A 23,321-nucleotide genomic window follows, 5' to 3' on the forward strand; every position below is an offset into this window, starting at 1 on the left:
TTATTTTACCCTGTCTTTCCCCCTTTGTGGCGATCGAATTGGCGGGCTAAAATAATTTACTGAAAATACTCTTGCTAATTAAATTATTTATGATATGATAAAAAATTGTCGGTTAAATAACGGGGGCGTGGCGGAATGGTAGACGCTACGGACTTAAAATCCGTTGAGCCTTATAAGCTCGTGAGAGTTCGAGTCTCTCCGCCCCCATCGATCGAAGTCTATATTTCAACTGAGTATTGGGTATTTTAGTACAAATGCCCTGTCACCTAGGAAAAACTTTTTCAGCCAGCCCTATCTAAAATATCCAATAATTCTAGGGGATGGTGAATGAGATGATCGGGGTTAAATTGGGTGAGAATTTGAGGGGAATTAAAGCCCCAAGCGACGGCCACCACTTGCACTTGACTTTTTTTGGCAGCAGTAATATCTCTGGTTTCATCGCCGACATAAATCATTTCATCGGGACAGAATTTATTTTGTCGGATCAGGCGATCAAGAATTTTGTGTTTGCCGAATAAAGGCGTTCCCGAACAGATAAAATCAAATAAATTTAAGAGTTGATTATTTGCTAAAAATATGGTGACATTTTCTTTGGTATTAGAAGTGATTATTCCTAATCTATAGCCTCTTTCTTTAAGAGTAGCGAGGCAGGGATGCCAGCCATGAAAGGGTTTCAGGCAGTCAATTTGTTTATTTAATTCTCGTTTAACTCGATAGAGTAAAAAAGGGATTTTAACGGGAGAAACTTGGGATTGTTTAATAATTTCTTGGGAACTAAGGTTTTTTAGTCTGGCCAAATCTTCCTCATTGACGGGTTGATAACCAAAATTTTTAGCCAAACGATTGACAATCTCCACGAAAGTATCGTGGGTATCGGCGATAGTACCATCAAAATCGAACACGACTACTTTAATTGTCATCTTGTGGGGGGTGAGGGGAATGGGCTAAATTAGCTTGGGCATTACGTCGCCACTGCTGGGGTTTAATTCGACGTAGGGCTGACGAGATAAAACGACGATCCCACTCCTCTATAGTTAGATTAGCTAATTCCTCCAACTTTGGCGAGAGGTTTTCCGGACGAGGTTGAAAATCCTCCACGTCGGTAACTTGGGCAAAACGTTGATTCCAAGGACAGACATCTTGACAGATATCGCAGCCAGCTACCCAACCTTGTAAATTCTTGGCAATTTCTGTAGGCAAAGTTACAGCACGATTTTCGATGGTATGGTAGGCAATACAGCGATTAGCATCCACCACATAGGGACTAACTATTGCTTGGGTGGGACAGGCGCTTAAACAACGGCTACAGGTGCCACAATGGGCGCTATGGGGTCGATCGGGTTCTAAAGGTAAATTAGTTAATATTTCGCCCAAAAACACCCAACTGCCGTAATTACGGGTAATTAAGTTACCATTCTTGGCAATCCAGCCGATCCCTGCTCTTTGCGCCCAAACCTTATCCTGTACTGGTCCAGTGTCCACATAGTAACGGGTTTGAATTTGCTCCCCCTGACTTTCTAACCATTGACTGAGGGCTTTTAATTTTTTACTTAATACTTTGTGATAATCCCTTCCCCAAGCATAACGGGAAATTTTGCCATGGTTTTGATCTTGACTGTGTTGCTGGGGGGTGTAGTAGTTAAGGGCGAGACAAATTAGCGATCGCACTTCTGGCCAAAGAGTTTTGATATCCTGTCGTTTCGGGTTAGTCATCCAATCCATATCAGCTTGATAACCCCGCTCTAACCAGCTTTTTAGATGGGATACCGCCGAGTCTTGACTATCCACAGAGGCAATACCGACCCCATGGAAACCTAACTCTAGTGCTTTTTCTTTGATTTGTGTTTCTGTCACCATAGAAATATCTTAAGTCAAGTATTTGTAACAATTATTTACAATGATCGATTTATCGAGCCAAATCCCAGGCTGAACAATTAGAAACCATGATTAACGAAGAAACTGTGGTTCCCGTCCCCGCTATATCGTCCTCATACTAAATCCAGTTATTAAAAACTGATTATTTATTCTCGGTTTTGCATGAGTGCATGAGTAGAAAACGGGTTTCTCGGAGAAACCCGTTTTCTGTGCGTTACTCAACGGATTTAGTATAACTATTGACTTGCTCAATTAACACCCGTCCCTAAAATGACTTGCACTTTGCTAGTACAATTATAGTAAAACAAGAAAGATTAAAACAAATAACCATGTCTCAACCGATTACCATCGAAGATATCTATAAACTTTTTGAGAAAACTAACGAAAAGTTTGAACAATCACGCCAAGAATACGATCGCCGGGCTGCCGAAGCCAAGGACGAAGCCGATCGCCGGGCTGCCGAAGCCGATCGCCGGGCCGCTGAATACGATCGCCGGGCTGCTGAAGCCAAGGCCGAAGCCGATCGCCGTTTAGCCAAGCTAGAGAAAACAGTGGCTAATACCAGTCGTGCGGTGGATAGTTTAACCACTCGCTGGGGAAGATTTGTCGAGGAATTAGTCGAACCTGCTGTTATTGGCCTATTTCGTAGCAAAGGTATCGATGTTAAAGAAACCTACAGTCGTGCCAGGGTAAAACGGCAAGGAATAGCCATGGAGATTGACATTTTAGCCGTCGATGAAACCGAGGTAGTTTTAGTAGAATGTAAGTCTCGTTTATCGAAAGATGATGTCAACGATTTTTTAGAAAAATTAAGTCGATTTAAACAGGCATTTCCCCATTATAGAAACTATCAGGCTTATGGTGCAGTGGCGGGAATAGAAATAGACGAAGGAGTAGATCGTTATGCCTATAAACAAGGTTTATTTGTAATTAAACCATCGGGAGAAACGGTAGAAATCATTAATGATTCTGGTTTCGAGCCTAAATTATGGTAGGAGAAAGATGGGTCTTTCATCTGGCAAAGTATTGGCGGGAGGTCTAATTTTTCCAATCTAGCACTAAACTAACTTATGGATACGATGCAGGATTAGTATTCATATCTTGGTTAAGTAACACCTTGCATAATTAATTTTTGAGGATTCAAAAACCGCAAAAATAAGGACTAAATCACCTAAAATCTGTGAATAGAGCATTTAAAATTCTCCTGACTACTGACGACCGGCTCCTAACCCCAACAACAATTTTTGATTTTTACCAGAGGTCTAGTAACGTCTTGTCCTAAAATTGCCAATAGCCAGTTTCAATGCACAAGAGTCTGATAGCTAAAAACTGGCTCCAGTTTTTGACCGGGATAGCACAGCTTGATCGCAGTGGATCGTAAAATGAGATAATGCTAACTTTGAGAGTCAGAGAGACTATGAGTGAATTCGACTACGATTTAATTATTATCGGTGCTGGAGTTGGTGGCCACGGAGCAGCCCTACACGCGGTCAAATGTGGGCTAAAAACGGCTATTATCGAAGCCAAAGATATGGGAGGAACCTGTGTTAATCGAGGTTGTATTCCCTCTAAAGCTTTACTGGCAGCCTCGGGACGAGTGCGCGAATTGGCCGATAGTGACCATCTGAAAAGTTTAGGTATTGCCATCGGTGGCGTGAATTTTGACCGTCCGACAATTGCCGATCATGCTAACAACCTTGTCAGTAAAATTAGAGGCGATCTCACTAATAGTCTTAAACGTCTCAAGGTTGATACTATCCACGGTTGGGGAAAAATCGCCGGCCCGCAAAAAGTTAGCGTCATCGGGGATAGTGGCGAAAAAATCTACACCGCTAAGGATATTATGCTCTGTCCGGGGTCGGTTCCCTTTGTCCCACCGGGGATCGAGATCGATCATAAAACGGTTTTTACCAGTGATGAGGCCGTTAGATTAGAAACTTTACCCAAGTGGATCGCAATTATCGGTAGTGGTTATATCGGTCTGGAATTTTCGGATATATACACCGCTTTGGGTTGTGAAGTGACGATGATCGAAGCTTTAGACAGTCTCATGCCTGGATTTGACCCAGAAATCTCGAAAATCGCGGAAAGAGTTCTGATTAAACCTAGAGACATCGAGACTTATGTGGGAGTTTTGGCAAAAAGTATTAAACCGGGGAATCCTGTGGCCATTGAACTGGTGGACGCAAAAAGTAAAGAAGCGATCGAAATTTTAGAAGTAGATGCTTGTTTAGTCGCTACAGGGAGAATCCCAGCGACCAAGAATCTCGGACTGGAATTTGTCGGGGTAGAACTGGATAAACGCGGTTTTATTGCGGTTAATGACAAAATGCAGGTAATTCAGGACGGTGAACCGATTCCCCATCTCTGGGCTGTGGGCGATGCTACGGGTAAAATGATGTTAGCTCACGCTGCTTCGGGTCAAGGGGTAATAGCCATTGAAAATATCTGTAATCGCCCAAAAACCATCGATTATCGCAGTATTCCCGCCGCCGCTTTTACCCACCCCGAAATTAGTTATGTGGGTTTAACGGAACCGCAAGCAGAAGTTTTGGCACAGCAAGAAGGGTATAAGGTTGCTTCTGTCAAGACCTATTTTAAGGGAAATTCTAAAGCTTTAGCGGAAGGAGAAACGGAAGGCATCGCTAAAGTCGTTTATCGTCAGGATACGGGGGAATTACTCGGTGTTCATATTATCGGTATCCACGCATCGGATTTAATTCAAGAAGCGGCCAATGCGATCGCTGAACGTAAATCTGTCCATGAACTCGCTTTCCGCATCCACACCCATCCAACTCTCTCAGAAGTCCTCGACGAAGCTTATAAACGAGCAGAAGTAGCAGCATAGAGTCAGTTATCAGTTATCAGTTATCAGTTATCACCGTTAAGTTTCCGACTCCTGAATTCTGACTCCTTTCTCTTTTTTTACTTTTTACTTTAAAGATTATGTTTGGATTAGGTTGGCCAGAAATAGTAATTATTGCTGTGGTTATTGTCCTGATATTTGGACCGAAAAAAATACCCGAATTTGGGGCAGCTTTGGGGAAAACTTTACGGGGATTTAAGGAAGAAATCAATCAAGATGAGCAAGAAATTGAAGACAGTGACGAGAAAATGAGATAGATTTCGGCTCTCAGGGCGAATGCAATTCGCCCCTACAATAATATTATTGCGCCAATGGTAGGGGCGCACCGCGTGCGCCCAAAAATTGAGATGCCCCCCCTAATTTGTTAAGCTAAAGGTTTTGATGTACTTAGTTTCTAACCTTCTTTTTAGGTAGGAGAATTGCCAGATTCTTTCTTGGAGCCTCTTGCCCTCAGAAGCTGATTACTGTTTACTGATCACTGTTCACTAAATATCTGCTTCTCCCCCCACCACCACATCGCGGATACGGAGACTGGGGCCACCGCAGCCGACGGGTAAACCACTTTGACCCCCTTTTCCGCAGCCTCCCGACTCATCCCAGTGGAAATCATCAGCAATTGCCTCAATATTGGCTAGGGTTTTAAAGACATTACCGGAGAGAGTCACATCTTTAACCGGTTCAGCAATTTCTCCATCGCGAATCATCCAAGCTTCCCCGGCGCTAAAAGTGAACATTTCGCCGTTAGTCATGCCTCCCTGCCAATTTTGGGCATAAACTCCCGTTTTTATCCCCGAAAATAACTCTGGAACGGGAGTGGTTCCCCGTTCAATCCAAGTGTTGGTCATGCGGACAATGGGCGGATAATGATAATTGAGACAACGGGCGTTACCGGTCGGTTTTTCGCCTAATTTGCCCGCCGTTTCCCGCGAATGCAGTCTTCCCACCAAAACCCCATCTTTAATTAACTGAGTCGTCGTCGCAGGGGTTCCCTCATCGTCATAAAAATAACTGCCCCGATGACCTTCCGGATGGGCCCCGTCAAAGATTTGCAGGTTATCCGGTCCGAAACGTTTGCCCATACTCATCACTTCCAAAAGGTCAGGATTTTCGTATAACATATCTGCCTCGGAAAGGTGGCCAAAAGCCTCATGGACGAACAGACCGGTTAAAATGGGATCGATGACGACGGTGTAGGTATCGCCCTTGACAGGGGGCAAAACTAGGGCTTGTACGGCCCGTTTAGCCGACCCTTGCACCTGTTCTTCTAAATTGACCAGATCCTCGAAAGCTTTTCGGGATCCTGTGGTTTCCCGGCCCGTTTGTACGCTGTCCCCATCCCTAGCGGTGGCCGAAAAACGCATTTCTAAGTCTGACCATTTTTGTTCGATTAAAGTCCCGTCAGAAGTGCCTAAAAGAATATGTTGACTGCTATCGCTGTAACGGACGGAAGTGGTGGCAATACTGGCATGGTGCTGACGCAATAGGTTATTATAGCGATCGCAGAGGGCTTTTTTATCGGCTAATGGCACTAAACGGGGATCCGTTCCCGTTAAAGGCAATTCACAGGAGATAATTACAGGTTCTACCGGAGCAATCAGGGTTTCTTCTTCCCCAATTAAACGGGCAGCAGCGATCGCATCTTCTAATCGTTCCTGTAAACTGGATAATTGATTAAAGCTGGCAAATCCCCAACCTCCTTTATAACAGGCGCGTACCTGACCACCGATAGCAATACCTTCGCTGAGGGTTTCCACTCGTTCGGAACGCAGTAGAATATTCGTCCCCCGCGCTTCTTCCAGACGAATTGTCAGGAAATCGACGCGGTTTTTATAACGGTTAATCAGTTCGCTAATTAGGTTTTTATAATCGTTTAGAGTATCGGTCATGGGAATTAGGAAGTGGGGTGTGGGGTGTGGGGTGATGGGAGATTTTTTGCTGTGATCAGTAAACAGTAAACAGTAAAGAGTGAACTGATAACTGCTCACTGATAACTGATAACTGATAACTGATAACTGATAACTGATAACTGATAACTGAAATTAGGCGAGATAATCCTGTAAAGCTTTCACCTCTAAAGGTTGAGATTGCAGGGATTTTAAGGCCGCTACCGTCGCTTTTGCCCCGGCGATAGTGGTGATAATTGGTAACTTATAATCGAGGGCAGTACGGCGAATTTTTCGGCCATCGTTTTGGGATTCTTCACCACTGGGAGTATTGACAATAAACTGAATCCAGTCATTTTTGATCCAATCGACAACGTCGGGACGGCCTTCGTGAATCTTCAGCACTAAATCGATATTTTCGCAACCGTTTTCTAACAAAACTTTACGAGTTCCGGAAGTGGCGACGACGCGAAAACCGAGGGATTGCAGATCCTTAACCACGGGAACCATGGGGGTTTTATCGCGATCGCTCATCGAGACGAAAACCGTCCCACTGGTGGCTAAAATCACGCCGGCGGCCATTTCCGCTTTAGCGAAAGCTTTGCCAAAATCGCTGTCAATCCCCATTACTTCGCCTGTAGAACGCATTTCTGGTCCCAGGAGAGTATCAGCACCGGGGAACTTCTGGAAGGGTAAAACCGCTTCTTTCACGGCAATATGACGGGGAATTGCTTCGCTGATGATACCCAATTCCGTCAGGGTTTTGCCCGACATGACGAGGGAGGCAACTTTTGCTAAAGGAACTCCCGTCGCTTTGGAAACGTAGGGAACAGTACGACTAGCGCGGGGATTCGCTTCTAAGATATAAACTGTCTCTCCCTGTACCGCATACTGGATATTCATCAAACCGATTACTTTTAACGCTTTCGCTAGTTCCACCGTCCATTGTCGAATTGTGGTTAAAACCGAGGCGCTCAGGGACGTATGGGGGATAGAACAGGCAGAATCGCCCGAATGTACGCCCGCTTGTTCGATATGTTCCATTAATCCCCCGATAACGACTGTTCCCGTGGCATCTGAGAGGGCATCCACATCCACTTCGATGGCATTTTCGAGGAATTTATCGATTAAAATCGGGTGATCCGGTTCTATCTGTACCGCATACTTCATATAGCGTTCCAATTCGCTATCGGAATAGACGATTTCCATTGCCCGACCGCCCAAAACGTAGGACGGACGTACTACTACAGGATAACCGATGCGTTGAGCCACTGCTTGGGATTCTTGGAAATTGCGGGCAATACCGTTGAGGGGTTGTCGGATATCTAATTGTCGGAGGATTTGTTCAAAACGTTCCCGATCTTCGGCGGCATCGATCGAATCGGGTGAAGTTCCCCAAATTTTGGTATTTACCGGACAATTAGGCGATTCTAAATATTTTTGCAGGGGAACTGCCAGTTTTAAGGGAGTTTGCCCACCGAATTGAATAATTAAACCCTCTGGTTGTTCCGCTTCGATGATATTTAAGACATCTTCTTTAGTCAGGGGTTCAAAGTAAAGGCGATCGCTGGTATCGTAATCGGTGGAGACAGTTTCCGGGTTAGAGTTGACCATAATCGTCTCAAAACCGGCTTTGCTGAGGGAAAAAGCGGCATGACAACAACAGTAGTCAAATTCTATCCCCTGGCCGATGCGATTGGGACCACCACCGAGGATCATCACTTTGCGTTTATCGGAGGGTAAAACTTCCGATTCTACCCGTTCGTAGGTGGAATAATAGTAGGGTGTTAGGGCTTCAAATTCTGCCGCGCAGGTATCCACCATTTTATAGACTGGAACAATACCTAAACCCTTGCGATAACTTCTTACTTCGTCCTCGCTGGTGTTGGTGGCGAAGGCGATTTGGCGATCGCTAAAACCCTGTTGTTTAATAGCGAATAGGTCCTCTTTGCCGAGACTTTTCAGGGGAGTTCGTTTGAGAAACTTCTCGGTTTCCATCAAATCAGCCAATTTATCGAGGAACCAGGGATCAATCCCGGTTAGTTCGTGGATTTCCTCCCCATTCATGCCCAATTTAAAAGCATGATAGATACTATAAACTCGTTCGGGGTTAGGTGTTCGCAAACCGGCCCGGACTTCCGAGAGAGGGGGGAGAGTTTCGACTTTATCGCAACCAAAGCCAAAACGTCCCGTTTCTAGGGAGCGAAGAGCTTTTTGGAAGGATTCTTGGAAAGTTCGACCGATAGCCATAGCTTCCCCGACGGATTTCATCTGGGTGGTTAGAATCGGTTGGGAGCCGGGGAATTTCTCGAAGGCAAAGCGAGGAATTTTGGTGACGACATAATCGATAGTCGGTTCAAAGGAAGCCGGGGTTTTTTTGGTGATATCGTTGGGAATTTCGTCTAAAGTGTAGCCTACGGCTAGTTTAGCGGCAAATTTAGCGATCGGGAATCCCGTGGCTTTTGATGCCAGGGCCGAAGAACGGGATACCCGGGGATTCATCTCAATCACGATTACGTCGCCGTTAGTGGGATTAACGGAGAATTGGATGTTCGATCCGCCGGTTTCTACGCCAATTTCCCGAATAATTGCCTTAGAATAGTCCCGGAGGCGTTGGTATTCTTTATCGGTTAGGGTTTGGGCGGGCGCAACCGTAATCGAGTCGCCGGTATGGACCCCCATCGGGTCAAAGTTTTCGATCGAACAGATGATCACCACGTTATCGGCTAGATCGCGCATAACCTCTAATTCGTATTCTTTCCAGCCAATTAGGGATTTTTCGACGAGAATTTGCGATGTAGGCGAACAATCTAGCCCATACTGGGCCATCGGTTCAAATTCTTCTTGGTTATAGGCAATACCGCCCCCCGTTCCGCCTAAAGTGAAGGCCGGCCGGATAATGAGAGGATAGGAACCGATCTGATGACCGATCGCTTTTGCCTCCTCTAAATTGTTGGCAATCCCCGAAGGACAAACGGGAACACCGATTTTCTCCATTGCTTTTTTGAATAGTTCCCTATCTTCGGCTTTTTCAATAGCGGGAAGTTTTGCCCCGATCAATTCCACGTTATATTTTTCTAAAACGCCGCTTTTGGCCAAAGCTACCGCAGTATTGAGGGCAGTTTGACCACCCATAGTCGGTAGAATCGCATCAGGACGTTCTTTAGCGATAATTTTCTCGACAATTTCCGGCAGAATTGGTTCAATGTAGGTGCGATCGGCCATTTCTGGATCGGTCATGATCGAGGCGGGGTTAGAATTGACTAAAATTACCTCATAACCTTCTTCTCGCAGAGCTTTACAGGCTTGAGTTCCCGAATAGTCGAATTCACAGGCTTGTCCGATGACAATCGGGCCAGCGCCCAAGATTAGGATTTTCTTTAAGTCATCACGGCGTGGCATAGGCTTAGGGTTGCTTGACGATAAACCCCAATCATTGTATATGTTGTCACCCTCGATCAACCGAACCTTTATGTCTGTTTAAGGACTTGAGGCATGAATGGGTTTGAGGGTACTTCTCCTTCTTGGCTTTTCGAGCGATTTCTTCTAAGCTCAGGGCAAGTACTGCGCTTCCGACGCTTAGTCCGTCTCTTCCGAGAAGGTCTCAAGCTATCCGTACCCAAGGACGGTTTTACCGTCTCCAAAGTGGTCATGCCTCGGTTAGCACGACGATAGGCCAACCTTGCCAGGGATGGCTCTTGAATATCCGGACTAACTTTAGCAGTGCCGACAACCATTCCCATCGGCGCAGTGATGGAAGCACTACTAATGGAGATTTTGCTCATAGAATTAAGTTTAATTAAGTACGTTCCCAATAAGCGCGTAACCGACATTATAACTTACATTATCTTTTATCGGAAGCATAATTTAATGAAAATTCGACGTTGGATCGATAAATATTATTAATAATGTTTCTTGATCGATCGAGGCAAACCTTGATTTTTCGGCTCACTCTTCGAGAGAGGTTACAAGAGATTGAACTCCTCTGCTGACAAGGATTTCAGACTGAAGTTACGGGAACTTTCCCTCGATCGGGGTCGAGAAGAGCAAGTTCTCTCTACTCTTTCCCGATCAACGATTCCAGCCTTTTTCTTAGTAATAACTCGCACAATACTGACAGATAAGGATGATATCTCTATTTCCTGACTTTGTTCAACCGATCTTTAAGGCTGATGATATATGGCTCTTCCGAACCAAAAGATCGCTCTAGGATGCTCAATAACCGAGTTAACGATTCTGTTGCTTCCTCGTAACGTTCCAAGTTTTGATAGAGCGAGGCTAGATTGTCGAGGCTATAGGCGATATCGAGGTCGTCTTCCCCTAATAGTTGCTCCCGTAAAGCTAAGGATTGTTTGAAAAGAGGCTCGGCTTCTTCGTACCGTTCCCAATCCTGATAGAGCGAGGCTAAATTGTCGAGACTGTGGGCAATATCAAGGTCGTCTTCTCCTAACCGTCGCTCCCGCAAAGCTAAGGCTTGTTGAAAAAGAGGTTCGGCTTCTTCGTACCGTTCCCAATCCTGATAGAGCAGGGCTAGATTGTCGAGACTGTAGGCGATATCGGGGTCGTCTTCCCCTAATCGTCGCTTACTCAATTCCAAGGATTGTTTGAAAAGAGGTTCGGCTTGTTCGTACCTTCCCCCTTCTTGATAGAATATGGCTAAATTTTCGAGGTTGCGTGCTATATTGCGGTCGATTTTCTCGTATCTTCCTTGTTCCTGATATAAAGAAGCTAAATTCCCGTAACAAATAGCCACCAAAGGATGATCTGGACTTAGAGTATTTTTATATAAAGTTAAAGCTTTTTTATAGAAATCCTCTGATTTTTCGTATTGTTTTTGCTCGTAATGGAAAATTGCAGAATTATTATAAATAGTTGCTAATGCAGGATGATCTTCACTCAATACGCTCAGGGATTCTCGTGCCTTTTCATAAGAGCGACTAGATTCATCATCGAAACCTAGTCTTCGATACAAGAGTGCTAAATTACTATAGCTTGATCCAATGTCAGGATGAGCATCATTAAATAATTTTTTTAGTATCTTTAACGCATCATCGTAGTAAGTTTTTGCTTTATTATAATGAGATTCTGCTTTGTCATGATCTTCGCGCTCGCGTTCATAATCTCCCAACGCTTGATATAATCGTGCCAAGCTAGTATAGCTATCAGCGATCGCGGGATAATATTCTCCTCTGAAGTAATTCCTTCTTAATTCAAGTGCTTGTAAATATTTCGTTTCTGCTTCCTGATAACGACTTTGATCTTTATAAATATCTCCCAAATTATCTAGATTACTAGCTATGTAAGGATGATCTTTTCCAAAGATTTCTCGGTTGATTGTCAATGCCTTTTTGCAATTAAGATTAGCCTCAGAGAAGTTAGCTTTCAATCGGTATAATTTAGCCAAGTCATTATAGCTTCTGGCAAGCAGAAAGCGCAAATCATCTCTTTGAGTAGTCTTGTTTATCTTCAAAGCTTTGTCAAATAGTTCTTCGGCTGTTAAATAATTTCCAAAATCTCCTTCGAGTCTTGCTAAGTTGTGTAGGCTTTGTCCGACCCAAAAATAGTCTGGATCATCTAAAGACAATTTATCCTTTCTAATCTTTAAAGCTTCCTCAAATAACAGCCGCGCGTCACGGTAATTCCCCTGAGCGTGGAGAAGTTCCGCATGATTATTCAAGCTAGTAGCAAGACCCAAATCTATCTCTGTTATGTTTTCAGTCGATAAGTCCTGAGAAGTTGATAGGTCTCTCCAGAACTTTACGGCACACTCACAGAAATCTTTAGCATCCTTGTAGCTAGATCGTGCGATCAAGTAATAGCCATATTTATTCATTAAATTACCGATCGCTAAACTTGTAATAGAGTAATCTTTAGTCCACGCCAAAACTGTTCTCGCTTGAGATGAAAGGCGGTCGCAACTTCGTAGGACTTCTCGTGAAGCAAAACGAATCTCGATCTCTTTTGGAAAAATAGCGTTTACTGCTAGTATTACTTTTTTTATATAGGATTGTTTCTCCTCTTGACTTAGCTCATCGCGAATAACTTGTTGAACAACTGCGTGAATACTAAGCAATTCCTTTTTAGAATCCCATTGAATCAAAGAATAACGAGTTGCTTCTTTGCGAAGTTCATCAAACCCTGATGGTTTATGTAACCGAGTTGCTAATGAGCCTTCCCAAATATCGGGATTTTCAGTAAAGATTCTTTTGGGTATGGATTCTGGGGCTAAAAACGCACAGATACGAATCAACTCTGCCGCTTCTTCATCTCTGAAAGCTACCTGTTCGAGAGCCAAAGTATAGGTTGTGGACGAGGAAGTATGTTCCCCCGATAGTTCACCTCGTGTTTGACGAAGTTCCTTTCCTCGTTCTGTCTGCTGATAGAGAGTTAAATACTTTTCTAGAGTGATATTTTCTTTCCCTATATAAGCTCCCGCTTGGTCAATGGCTAAAGGAAGCCCTCCTAGTTGAAGAGTAAGTTTTTCAGTCGCCTCATTCTCTGATGGATCAAGTTGTGTGAAATCAGTTATCTCTTTTAGCTGTTTTGCCCTACGCAGTAAAAGCAACTTACTTTCATTGGGTAGAAAAGTAGATATGAGAATTTGATGTATGGCAGGATCTATTTGAGATGATCGGGTTGTTATCAAAATATCTCCTTTGCCCGACCTCGGTAAATATTTTTTCACAATAGAGAAATCATCAGCATTATCAACAATCAACAACCATCCTGATTGTTGTTCCTCTAGGTGACTTTTAAGTTTGTTCGCAATAACTTCAGGGTGGATATCTTTACACTCATCAGGGATCAGTTTTTCAGCAAGCTCAGAAACACTAAGGAAAAACAGGCCGATATCATCTGCCTGTAGCCAATAAATAGCTGAATATTGTTTGCTGTATCGATAGGCGTATTCTATCGCGAGTTGGGTTTTGCCACTTCCCCCCATACCCACCAGAGCAAGTGAGCGAACATTAGAAGAATTTTTTGAACTAAAAAAGAAACTATAAATGTCATCTAATTCCCCATCTTGACCCGTAAAATAGGGATTTCGAGGGTATGGAACATAAAAATTCTGGTCTTGTTCTGCCAATGGTAAAATCGTCGTGGCCGAGTATATTCCATAAAGTCCAAAAATATAATCGCCAATTTCACGCGCCATCCATTGAAGTTGGGTGCGTTCAGTGGGGTCTTGAGTGTTCAGCCCCATGTGAATACACTCACCTAGTTTACCCTGAAGGCATTTCTTATGCTCTTCAGAAACATTATTGTAAGAACGTAACTTTAAAAGAGGCGGTAAATCTTTTTTGATTTTTGCCCAGTCAGTTAAGACATCTTCTAAACAATTCATAGTATTTGTGTTCCTTCTTTTGTTTGTGAGTATAAATGTTCGTCGAGAATACGATCCGCTAGGCTTAGTGATCCTAGCAGCATAGTAGTAATAAGATCGGCAAGCTCTTGACCTAAAATAAAGTAAGGTGTTTTTGGAGGAAAATTCATAGTTTCGAGTATTGGGTCAATACAATAAGGTATTATTCTAAGATAACTAATAATACCGAAAGAAAATATTTCTTTGTCTAGGCTTTCTAAGTTTCCGGAAAAAATCTTACATCTTTCACGAAAATTTTTAATGTTTGTCTTTGCCAATTCTACTTGTCCATTATTTATATATTTATAAACAGGCATAAAGTCCGTAACCCATAACTCACAAAGAGTATGAACTTGTTTCCATGTGTACGATATTTGAGTCGCTCTAGAAAGTTCATCTCTGTCTAGTGAGGGAGAGAATGTTAAGGGAATATCATGGCTCTGTCCACTTTCAGGAATATAAATTACAAACCTATCACCGTCTTTTCTTAAACGTGGTTGAATAGGAGATGGACTAAATATCTCCCAGATAACTTGTTTTACGTTATTCATTGGTATTGAACCTTGTTCATAGATTTCATCGATTATTAAAATCAATCGTTCCAAGGCACCTTGATAGTTTTGACAGGTTCTGATTAATATTCCAATTTGAGTTATAGGATCACAATTTTCCACCTGAATCGCTGGATATATATTACTTAACTCCTGTAAAATAAAATTCCGTTTAGTAGGGTCTTTAATACACGAACATTCTGATAAAGCTTGTTGTAATTTAACCATTTCTGTTGTATCCATTTTTATATCCGAGTAGTGTGGCATCTTCTTTTAAAAACCTTGATTTACATAATTTTATACTGATGTTCTTCTGGTAAAATATGATTTATAGTTTGTATAAGAGCCTGAAATTGAATCGAGCCTGACGCAAAAAGCTCGATAGAATCGAGAAGTTCCTTCAATCCTCCTCCGTAATTACGTGAAGTTTGAAACATATTTAAAATATCAGTTCTAATGTCATCTGCTCTGCTAATACTATTACGAATTTCTGGACGTAACATATCGATAATTCTATCCCTCTGTTGACGATTTTTAAGTGCATCAATTTCTGTCAATAAATTTAGTAACTGGCTTAGTTCTTGTACGCTTAAGCGTCTTGGCATCTTTACAGTGAAAGGCGGTGTTGTAATTTCAAGAACTGGGGCAACTGGCATCTGTCCAAAATTACGCTCGTTGCCACTCCAGTCACGATTCCATAAATAGGTTGGCGTTTGCTCGGTTAACTTTTGGTTGCGTAAGTCTATAAACTTACGTTGAAGACGAGCGGATATCGCTTCCATGTCTGGAGGCCAACTCTCGTTGGGTGATAAGCGATCGAACTCAGCCAGTAACTCCCTAGTATAAAGTCCAGTTCCCTCCGAATCTAAATTTTTAGCCCGGTCTCCTAACTTTCCAGCAAATAAGACAAACTGTTCAGGGAAGAACCTAGGCTCTTTTTTGCCAAGCTGGTCACTAGGGGGGTTTTTAATATGCGGCATATAGTTCGCACAAGTATCCACAATAAATAGCTGTTGCCGCATTGCTCTGTAATAATCGCTACGCGCAGTTACCAAAAAGTCGTTGAAGTCTAAATTTCTCTCGTCGCCTTCTTGAGTGTCGGCATAAAATAACCGTCGCTTTCCCTCTAGAGTAACCCAGCCATGACCTCCCCAATAAAACAAAAACAGGCTGGCGGACTCCCTCTGAAGCCTACTCAACTCATCTTGAATACTTGATTTAGTAGCAGGAGCGGGTTCAGAACCGGTAAGACTTTTCGCCTGTTCTAAGGTTTCTTGGTTGTTATCTAAGGGGGATAGAAATATGGTTAAGTTTTCAGAAGGAACATTCTGATCCCTTAACCATTTTGCCATCCGAATCACATCATGGGCGGGGCCGTTGAGATTCCAGTTCTCGCCCGCTTCGTATTTTTCGATGCCCACCAAAAGGGCTTTAGTGGTAGTAGGCTCACTCATGTAGGTATCCTCTCGAAAATAGCACTCCAGACCTTGGGGTTATTCCAATAAGCTCCGTGGGATGTGGGGAATGGCTGACCGTTAGAGACTTTAATATCTTCAACCTGATCGGGAAATATACCAGACCCAATATAGCTTAAAAAATCACGCTCATCATAAATATTAAGCCATTTAGGGAAGGTATCTGGGAGCCTAGCTCCTGTTTGATATTCCATGTTCGTCAGCGCGTTCCACTCGTAGAGTAATGGAGCCTGTGAGCCGATCGTAACTAACAGATCGACTTTGGGTGGATCGGGTTCCAGTAACAGATCGACAGCCGCGATCCCACCTAAACTATGGGCGATCAAGATTACGGGAAGGCCCTGGATTCTCTTAATCTTATCTCGAATAAAGTCCCGAATTTTTTGCCCTCGGGACTGATACATGATTACGTCGCCCGCGGTAGCCGCAATAGATTGGGAGAGGGAACCACGTTTTCTCAATGCCCAACCGGTGGGAATTTGCAAGATGCCATTAGTAGTAGTAACTACTGCTGAATCTAGTAGCTTCGGTAGCTTTTCTTGAACCAAATTTTTAACCCAATCGACGACTCCCCTTTCCGATCCCCCAATCGCACTCACGGTCTCGGTGACAATTTGGTCGCGGCTATCACCCGTAAGACAGAGTGCTTGCACTCCGTAGGTTTCGGAAACGAGAATGGCACTTTGAGCAACAAGGGCTTTGGCGATCGCCCACCGATAATCGCCCATCGTCGATAGTTGAGCTTGATTGATAGCGTTTCGATAATTGTCATCTTCAATAATTTTCTTTTTAGCTTGCTGAAAGATTTCTTCTTTGATACCTGCCTGGGCTAATTGTTCGAGCAGTGCTGGCGATGGCGTAAAATTTCTGATGCTTTTATCTAAACCTTGCCCTGGTAATTGCTGATTTGGGGGAGGATAGTTGTTTTCTGACTCGCGTAAGGAGAGAATTTCTAGCTCGAAGAAAGGATCTTGATAGAGTAAGTTCCAGAGTCCCATTTTGTAGTCCTCCTCAGACAAAGATCCCCCAACAGAACGATTCGTATCGAACGTCGGGATAGATTTTCCCCCTTCATTGAGCTTGGAGCCAAACTTGTCACCCCAATAACATTCATAGACTGGAAAAGACTTATCTTCTTTCTTCAAGTGCTTGCGGATTTTCTTAAGAGCTATGCGATAAGCTGGTTGGCGCACCCCGGTTCCATGTACAAAAATGAAGTTTGCATTCATGTTTTTTCCTAAGATTTTCAGACTCTCTTGGTTTAGTTGCGTAAAATGTATCACTGAGTACACTTTATCCGTCACGGCGTGGCATAGGCTTAGGGTTGCTTGACGATAAACCCCAATCATTGTATATGTTGTCACCCTCGATCCCGCAAAGCTTTATTTAGGTTTAATGACCTTGTTTGCTTGAGCAGGCAGCAGGCAGCTTTTTTCTCCCCATTTCCCTGATAATTGATCACTGTTTACTGATCATTGATATCGCGTACAATGATAAGATTGTTTTCAAAGATACAATAGGCCTTTGTCTTCGCTAGAGAGTTTATGAAAGTTGGCGATCGAGTTCGTGTAATTGAGTCCGTGGTGGTTTATCATCATCCTGAACACAAATCGGATCCTTTTGACGTGAAAGGATTAGAGGGAGGGGTGAAAGCTTTTGTCACCGAATGGCGTGGCAGACCGGTTAGCGCCAATCTACCTGTCCTCGTTGAGTTCAGTAAAAAGTTTAAAGCCCATTTTCGAGATTTTGAGTTAGAAATCGTGGAAAAAGCCGCCGAATAGGGACTTTTTCGCTTATTTAAGCTACAAAGCGAATAAATTTATTTTTGCCCACCTGTAGGACTTTTCCGGCTAAAGCTTCGGCTGTCTCAAAACTTTTGTCCACATCGGTGATTTTCTCGCTATCGATTCTGACTGCACCCCCCTGAATCTGTCTTCTCCCTTCGCCGCTACTTTTACATAAGCCGGTGGCCGAGAGAAGATAGAATAGTTTTAGGGGAAAAGTGACCGCTGCTAGGGAAAATTCGGGGACAGAGGCCGCAGCTGCCGTATTTCCCTGTAGAACTATCTCCTGCGCCGTTTTTTGTGCCTTTAATGCCTCCTCTGTCCCGTGAAACTGGGCAACTACCTCGATCGCCAGTTGTTTTTGTGCCTCCCGCGGATTGCTTGGGGTAGCATCTAAAGGCAAATTTGTCAATAGTTCGTAATAATCTTTTAACAAAGCGTCGGGGGTTTTTTCCAGTTTCGAGTACATGGACAGGGCCGATTCCCGCAATCCCACATAATTATTCAGGGATTTGGACATTTTTTGACTGCCATCGGTTCCGATTAAAATCGGTAAAAGTAACCCGAATTGCGGTTTTTTGCCGAAATATTTCTGTAAATCGCGACCGACGGCAATATTAAATTTTTGATCGGTTCCTCCCAATTCGACATCGGCCTCAACAGCTACGGAATCATAACCCTGCATTAAGGGATAGAGAAATTCATGGAGAAAAATCGGGTTTTCCTTGTCGTAGCGTTCGGAAAAGCCTTCTTTTGCCAACATTTGCCCCACAGTCATGGTGGAGAGAAGTTCGAGAATTTGCGAGAGGTCTAATTTCCCCAACCATTCCGAGTTATAGCGAATTTCTAGGCGATTAGGGGTGTTAAAATCTAAAATTGGGCGTAATTGTGCCAGATAATTCTCGGCATTAGTTCTCACTTCTTCGCTCGTCAATTGTTTTCTAACTTCCGATTTTCCCGTCGGATCGCCAATTCTAGCGGTAAAATCACCAATAATCACCACTGCTACATGACCGGCATCCTGGAAAGCACGCAGTTTCCGAAAAGGGATACTATGACCTAGGTGAATATCGCTGCCGGTGGGGTCAATACCTAGTTTAATTCTTAAAGGGCGATCGGTAGTTTGCAGTAGTTGGGTTAAATTTTCCCTAGGATCTGGGGAGTCGGGTTGATGGGGGAATAGGTCACTGGTTCCACGGGTTAACCAGTCTAGGGAGGAAGATACGGTCATTGTTGCTCATTTTCCACAGCCTTCCCATTATAGTTTTTTATTATGTCAAGTAACAAGCAAAAGGTAAATAAACCGGCATCTTCAGTAAAAGTCGATAACACCTTGACAATTCTCCCGATCGAATATAGAGTCTTAAAATCTTCTTTTTCAGAATTATCAAAAATTTTTCTGTCTTGAATTGCGATCAGATAAGCCAATGAATCCTAGTTTTAATAACTCTATCCCCGTGCAGAGGATCAAAGTTTCCGTAATTGTCTCTACCTATAAATCAGCGGAGTTTATCTGGGGTTGTCTAGAGGATTTAGTTACTCAAACTCTTTATGAAAAGGGAGAAGTAGAAATTATTATTATCGATAGTGCTTCTCCGGAGAATGAAGTGGAGATTATCCAAGAGTCTCAAGAAAATTATCCTAATATTATTTACCAGAGAACTCAAGAACGAGAAACCCTTTATCAAGCTTGGAATCGCGCTATTAAACTAGCTAGGGGTTCCTATATCACCAATGGGAATACTGATGATCGTCGCTGTTTTAATGCTCTGGAAATTATGGCTAATTATCTAGATAACAATAGAGAGATTAGTTTAGTTTATGCCGATCAATTAATTACCACCATCAAAAATGATACTTTTGCCACCACCCCAGCTTTAAAACATTGGAATTGGCCAAATTACTCCTATCAACAGATGCGTCAAGGTTGTTGTGTGGGTTCTCAACCAATGTGGCGAAAAATGCTGCACGATAAATATGGTTATTTTCAGGAAAATTTTCGCTGTGCTGGTGATTACGAATTTTGGTTAAGAATCGGCAGTCAAGGGGAAAAAATGGCTTTGATTCCTGAGATTTTAGGGTTATATTATTTAAATCTCCAAGGTTTAGAACATGGCAGCAATGGTCAAGCATTAGAGGAACATTATCAAGTGTGTAAAATCTACGAAATTCCTCACCCAGAAATTAAGGAGCTAGAAATTAAACCCAATCCAGTTAAGATGGAAGATTTAGGGAAAATTTTAAATAAGGATGAGCGAGAAAAATTACAAACAATTCAAGCTATCTCCCAGAATAAAACTCCAATTATTGTTATTGATGGCGTAATTTTTCAAATCGATCAAGGAAAATTAGCCAGGGTTTGGTCTTCAATTCTAGAGCATTGGAGTCAATTAGAATTGAGTCAACACATTGTTATTTTAGATAGAAATAACACCGCACCACGATGGGAAGAATTTAAATATTGGCCCGCAGAATCCTACGATTATAATTGTACGGGAAAGGATGCCAGAAAAATCCAAACTATTTGCGATCGCCTACAGGCTAATTTATTTATTTCCACTTTTTATACCAGTCCCCTAAGCACTCCTTCTCTACTTTTGCTTGCTTCTGATTTCCCAGAAGAAAACGGCAATTTACCAGTAGATTTAGAAAAACACTATGCCATTTTATCCGCTTCTAGAATCATCGCTTTTTCCTCTGATATCGCCCAAAATTTAAGAAGGTTATATCCGAAAATTACCCCCGAAAAAATTGATATTATCGAGTTTTTTGAAGTTAATCAAAAACTGGCGGAAGAAATCAGTAATTTTCTCTGGTATGCGCTCAGTGAAACTAAGGAATCAAGTCAGAATCAAGTCTGGTTAGAGTTAAGAAAATTACAGGAAGCACAACAGACAATGTATCTGAAACAACAGCAAGATTATCATACTATGCAAGAGATGGAAATATCACTAAGAGAATTAGAAAATAATCATAATAATCTTCAAACAAATAATCATAAATTACAGGAAGAAATTAACTATTTTTCCTCCCGTAAGGGAATAGTAAAAACCCTAGCGAAAACTTCTATTTTACTTCTTGCTAAGATTAAGAAAAAACTCCCAATATTTTAGGGAATTAAGAGAAAGTTTCCTAACAATGATCCGATCCTGGCACGGCAGTGCCTAAAAGTGGTAAAGTAATGTTAAGAATTAGAGGAGAAAACACTGTGCCACATTCGATCGTCACTGGAATTTGTGAAGGGGTTGCTGATTGCGTTTCCGCTTGTCCTGTTGCTTGTATCCATCCAGGACCGGGTAAAAATGTTAAAGGAACCGATTGGTATTGGATTGATTTTGCCACTTGTATCGACTGTGGTATCTGTTTACAAGTATGTCCCGTCGAAGGTGCAATTCTGCCAGAAGAACGTCCCGATTTACAAAAAACTCCCTAATTTATCAGTTATCAGTTATCAGTTATCAGATGTAAGTTTTCAGTTTACTGTTTACTGAAAATGCTTCCCACTTCCCCATTCATAATTCATATTACTCTCTCCTATCTCCTTTTTACCTTACCATGGATTATCTTTTAGAAGTTGAACAAGTTTATGCTGGTTATGTGCAGGATTTATACATATTGCAAGGGGTTAACTTTCGCATTGCACCGGGGGAATTAGTCACGGTTATCGGTCCCAATGGTGCGGGAAAATCCACCCTCGCTAAGGCAATTTTTGGTTTATTAAAACCCAGTGCTGGAACTATCACTTTTAAGGGAAAAAATATCACTGGTTGGAAATCTAATCAAATCGTTCCCCTCGGTATGGGTTATGTTCCCCAAATTGCTAATGTTTTTCCATCCCTGAGCATCGAGGAAAATCTAGAAATGGGGGCTTTTACCAGTAAAAAAGCGATTAAACCCCTAAAAGAGCGCATTTATGCCATGTTTCCGCGTTTGGACGAGCGCCGTCGTCAGAAAGCTGGCACTTTATCCGGAGGAGAAAGACAGATGTTAGCCATGGGAAGAGCGCTGATGTTGCAACCGGATTTATTAATTCTCGATGAACCTTCGGCAGCTTTATCTCCTATCTTAGTAACCAGTGTTTTTGAACAGATAAAAGCGATTAATCAGACGGGAACTGCAATTATTTTAGTGGAACAGAATGCCAAAAAAGCCCTAATGATGTCCGATCGAGGTTATGTTTTAGAAAGTGGTCAAGATCGTTTTCAGGGATCGGGTCAAGATTTACTCAATAACCCGAAAGTAGGGGAATTATACCTCGGGGCGGCTTATCATGGTGCCAAACGAGATGATTAGGAATTTGTTAAGGATTGAGGGGGATTTTGATTTCTTCCCAGAATTTAGCGATAGGATAGTAATTGAGTACAAATCTCTACGGCCCTGATGTCAAGGTGATAAGCCAGCAACCCCTAAATATATCTGTGGATATTTATTCATCGATCAAGACAGTTGTGCTACTGCATTGAGAGCATAACTTTTAGTAATAAAAGGAGAAGTCATGGCTGTTAAAAGTCCTCCGTAATCAAGATTAAAACTGACTTCGCTTCCTACTTTTAACCTCTTGTTATGACTATCAACAACTAGATGATCGCTACTAGAACCTAATATTTTTATCTCCTGACTTGTTTGTAATCCAGAGATAAGAATATCCTGTCTTCCTAATGCAATAATAACTCGACGGTGAATGCCTTGGTCGATAAAGCTGGGAACATTACCAAAAGCATCTCGACCAATTTCTCCAGAGGGTAGAGATGGTTTATCTTTGGATTCGATTACTTCAGCAATTAACCGAAAAGCATCGGTATATAAACCAGGTATCACTTGTCGATTAACTGTTTCACAACCTAATAAAATTGATTCTCCTAAACGCAGATTATTAATCCGACCAACTTCGCTACTTTTTTGATACCATTGATAGTTAGCAGAATTTCCTCCTGAAATAATCGGTAATTTTATTAAAAACTCCTGCTCAATTGTATCTGTTAACACAGATAATTTGCTCATATTATGGCTATCAGGTTTAATCCCTCCATAACAAGCCAAATTACAACCCAGTCCGACAATTTTGATAAAGGGAAAAGCGAGGGTTTTTTTGATGAACTTGACGAGATCTTTCGGCAGTACACCTTCGCGTAAATCCCCTAACTCCGTCATGATAATAATGCGGTGTATTTTTTGCTTTTCTTGAGCATAATAGGAAAGTTCCTGAATTGTTGCTAATTCGGTATTTAAGCTGATATCTGCAATGTTAACCACTGATTCTGCTTGACTCAAGGCAGTACGCAACAGAACAAAAGTTGTCACTATTCCTGCTTGTTTCATTTTGAGAATATTTTCGATTCGAGAGTCAGCGATAAAGTTGACTCCACCTTGAATCATCGCCAAGGCGATCGAGGGATCACCCAAAATCGCTTTGGAAACTCCCATCACAGAAAGTCCCTTGCTGCCGTAGAATTGGCAGAGTAAACGAGTATTATGGCGTATTTTCGGGAGAGAAATCTCGATTCTGGGTAAAAGGTCTTTCATC

18 protein-coding genes and 1 tRNA gene are annotated in these 23,321 nt (G+C 42.4%); 8 read left to right on the forward strand and 11 right to left on the reverse strand.

What is annotated here, in order from left to right; all coding sequences use genetic code 11:
- Positions 1 to 121: 121 nt before the first annotated feature.
- Positions 122 to 207: transfer RNA gene (locus tag O9323_RS00250), tRNA-Leu, on the forward strand.
- Between the two features lie 74 nt (positions 208 to 281).
- Here O9323_RS00250 and O9323_RS00255 read toward each other — a convergent pair.
- Together O9323_RS00255 and queG are read right to left on the reverse strand one after the other, a co-directional pair.
- Positions 282 to 920 (reverse strand): HAD-IA family hydrolase, encoded by a 639-nt coding sequence (locus O9323_RS00255; protein ID WP_288124510.1) that lies wholly within the window; start codon positions 918 to 920, stop codon positions 282 to 284.
- The gene (gene queG, locus O9323_RS00260) at positions 910 to 1,857 is read right to left on the reverse strand and encodes a tRNA epoxyqueuosine(34) reductase QueG (protein ID WP_193977136.1); all 948 of its coding nucleotides are present in this window, start codon (positions 1,855 to 1,857) and stop codon (positions 910 to 912) included. The genes O9323_RS00255 and queG overlap by 11 nt, the downstream gene beginning before the upstream one ends.
- A gap of 347 nt (positions 1,858 to 2,204) precedes the next feature.
- On the opposite strand from queG, the gene O9323_RS00265 reads away from it, so the two are divergent.
- From O9323_RS00265 to tatA, 3 genes are all read left to right on the forward strand, one after another.
- Positions 2,205 to 2,870, forward strand: coding sequence for a DUF3782 domain-containing protein (locus tag O9323_RS00265; protein ID WP_012267483.1), 666 nt, complete (start codon positions 2,205 to 2,207; stop codon positions 2,868 to 2,870).
- 422 nt (positions 2,871 to 3,292) lie between these two features.
- Complete coding sequence (gene lpdA, locus O9323_RS00270) at positions 3,293 to 4,723, forward strand: dihydrolipoyl dehydrogenase (protein ID WP_002744419.1); 1,431 nt, start codon at positions 3,293 to 3,295, stop codon at positions 4,721 to 4,723.
- A gap of 98 nt (positions 4,724 to 4,821) precedes the next feature.
- A complete protein-coding gene (gene tatA / locus O9323_RS00275) occupies positions 4,822 to 4,998 on the forward strand; it encodes a twin-arginine translocase TatA/TatE family subunit (protein WP_002791490.1) in 177 nt (58 codons plus the stop codon).
- A 228-nt stretch (positions 4,999 to 5,226) separates the two neighbouring features.
- Here the strand turns inward: tatA and O9323_RS00280 are convergent, their stop codons facing one another.
- From O9323_RS00280 to O9323_RS00310, 7 genes are all read right to left on the reverse strand, one after another.
- Entirely contained in the window at positions 5,227 to 6,627 is a 1,401-nt protein-coding gene (locus tag O9323_RS00280) for a TldD/PmbA family protein (protein WP_130757871.1), read from the reverse strand.
- A 153-nt stretch (positions 6,628 to 6,780) separates the two neighbouring features.
- Positions 6,781 to 10,026 carry a carbamoyl-phosphate synthase large subunit gene (carB, locus tag O9323_RS00285; RefSeq protein ID WP_004158244.1) on the reverse strand — a complete coding sequence of 1,082 codons (3,246 nt, stop codon included), beginning with the start codon at positions 10,024 to 10,026 and terminating at the stop codon, positions 6,781 to 6,783.
- A gap of 68 nt (positions 10,027 to 10,094) precedes the next feature.
- Positions 10,095 to 10,409 carry a hypothetical protein gene (locus tag O9323_RS00290; protein ID WP_155119073.1) on the reverse strand — a complete coding sequence of 105 codons (315 nt, stop codon included), beginning with the start codon at positions 10,407 to 10,409 and terminating at the stop codon, positions 10,095 to 10,097.
- A gap of 350 nt (positions 10,410 to 10,759) precedes the next feature.
- Positions 10,760 to 13,969: an FxSxx-COOH system tetratricopeptide repeat protein gene (fxsT, locus tag O9323_RS00295; protein ID WP_288124511.1), complete on the reverse strand. Its 3,210-nt coding sequence runs from the start codon at positions 13,967 to 13,969 to the stop codon at positions 10,760 to 10,762.
- Positions 13,966 to 14,781, reverse strand: coding sequence for an effector-associated domain 2-containing protein (locus tag O9323_RS00300; protein ID WP_288124512.1), 816 nt, complete (start codon positions 14,779 to 14,781; stop codon positions 13,966 to 13,968). The genes fxsT and O9323_RS00300 overlap by 4 nt, the downstream gene beginning before the upstream one ends.
- 44 nt (positions 14,782 to 14,825) lie before the next feature.
- Positions 14,826 to 15,992 carry an effector-associated domain 2-containing protein gene (locus O9323_RS00305; protein WP_288124513.1) on the reverse strand — a complete coding sequence of 389 codons (1,167 nt, stop codon included), beginning with the start codon at positions 15,990 to 15,992 and terminating at the stop codon, positions 14,826 to 14,828.
- A complete protein-coding gene (locus O9323_RS00310) occupies positions 15,989 to 17,242 on the reverse strand; it encodes an alpha/beta hydrolase family protein (RefSeq protein WP_288124514.1) in 1,254 nt (417 codons plus the stop codon). The genes O9323_RS00305 and O9323_RS00310 overlap by 4 nt, the downstream gene beginning before the upstream one ends.
- A gap of 315 nt (positions 17,243 to 17,557) precedes the next feature.
- On the opposite strand from O9323_RS00310, the gene O9323_RS00315 reads away from it, so the two are divergent.
- Complete coding sequence (locus O9323_RS00315; RefSeq protein WP_002732972.1) at positions 17,558 to 17,794, forward strand: ferredoxin-thioredoxin reductase variable chain; 237 nt, start codon at positions 17,558 to 17,560, stop codon at positions 17,792 to 17,794.
- 16 nt (positions 17,795 to 17,810) lie between these two features.
- Here the strand turns inward: O9323_RS00315 and tyrS are convergent, their stop codons facing one another.
- The gene (tyrS, locus tag O9323_RS00320; protein ID WP_004158255.1) at positions 17,811 to 19,028 is read right to left on the reverse strand and encodes a tyrosine--tRNA ligase; all 1,218 of its coding nucleotides are present in this window, start codon (positions 19,026 to 19,028) and stop codon (positions 17,811 to 17,813) included.
- 196 nt (positions 19,029 to 19,224) lie between these two features.
- On the opposite strand from tyrS, the gene O9323_RS00325 reads away from it, so the two are divergent.
- The 3 genes from O9323_RS00325 to O9323_RS00335 all read left to right on the forward strand — a co-directional run bounded on the left by O9323_RS00325 (position 19,225) and on the right by O9323_RS00335 (position 22,090).
- Complete coding sequence (locus O9323_RS00325) at positions 19,225 to 20,910, forward strand: glycosyltransferase (RefSeq protein WP_288124515.1); 1,686 nt, start codon at positions 19,225 to 19,227, stop codon at positions 20,908 to 20,910.
- 95 nt (positions 20,911 to 21,005) lie between these two features.
- Entirely contained in the window at positions 21,006 to 21,230 is a 225-nt protein-coding gene (locus tag O9323_RS00330) for a ferredoxin family protein (RefSeq protein WP_016516721.1), read from the forward strand.
- A gap of 122 nt (positions 21,231 to 21,352) precedes the next feature.
- On the forward strand, positions 21,353 to 22,090 hold the full coding sequence (locus O9323_RS00335; protein ID WP_069475200.1) for an ABC transporter ATP-binding protein: 738 nt from the start codon (positions 21,353 to 21,355) through the stop codon (positions 22,088 to 22,090).
- A gap of 144 nt (positions 22,091 to 22,234) precedes the next feature.
- Here the strand turns inward: O9323_RS00335 and O9323_RS00340 are convergent, their stop codons facing one another.
- Positions 22,235 to 23,320, reverse strand: coding sequence for an alanine/ornithine racemase family PLP-dependent enzyme (locus tag O9323_RS00340; RefSeq protein ID WP_288124516.1), 1,086 nt, complete (start codon positions 23,318 to 23,320; stop codon positions 22,235 to 22,237).
- Between the last annotated feature and the right edge of the window lies 1 nt (position 23,321).

This window comes from Microcystis sp. LE19-131.1A, assembly GCF_027532015.1.
Taxonomy (GTDB): domain Bacteria; phylum Cyanobacteriota; class Cyanobacteriia; order Cyanobacteriales; family Microcystaceae; genus Microcystis; species Microcystis ichthyoblabe_A.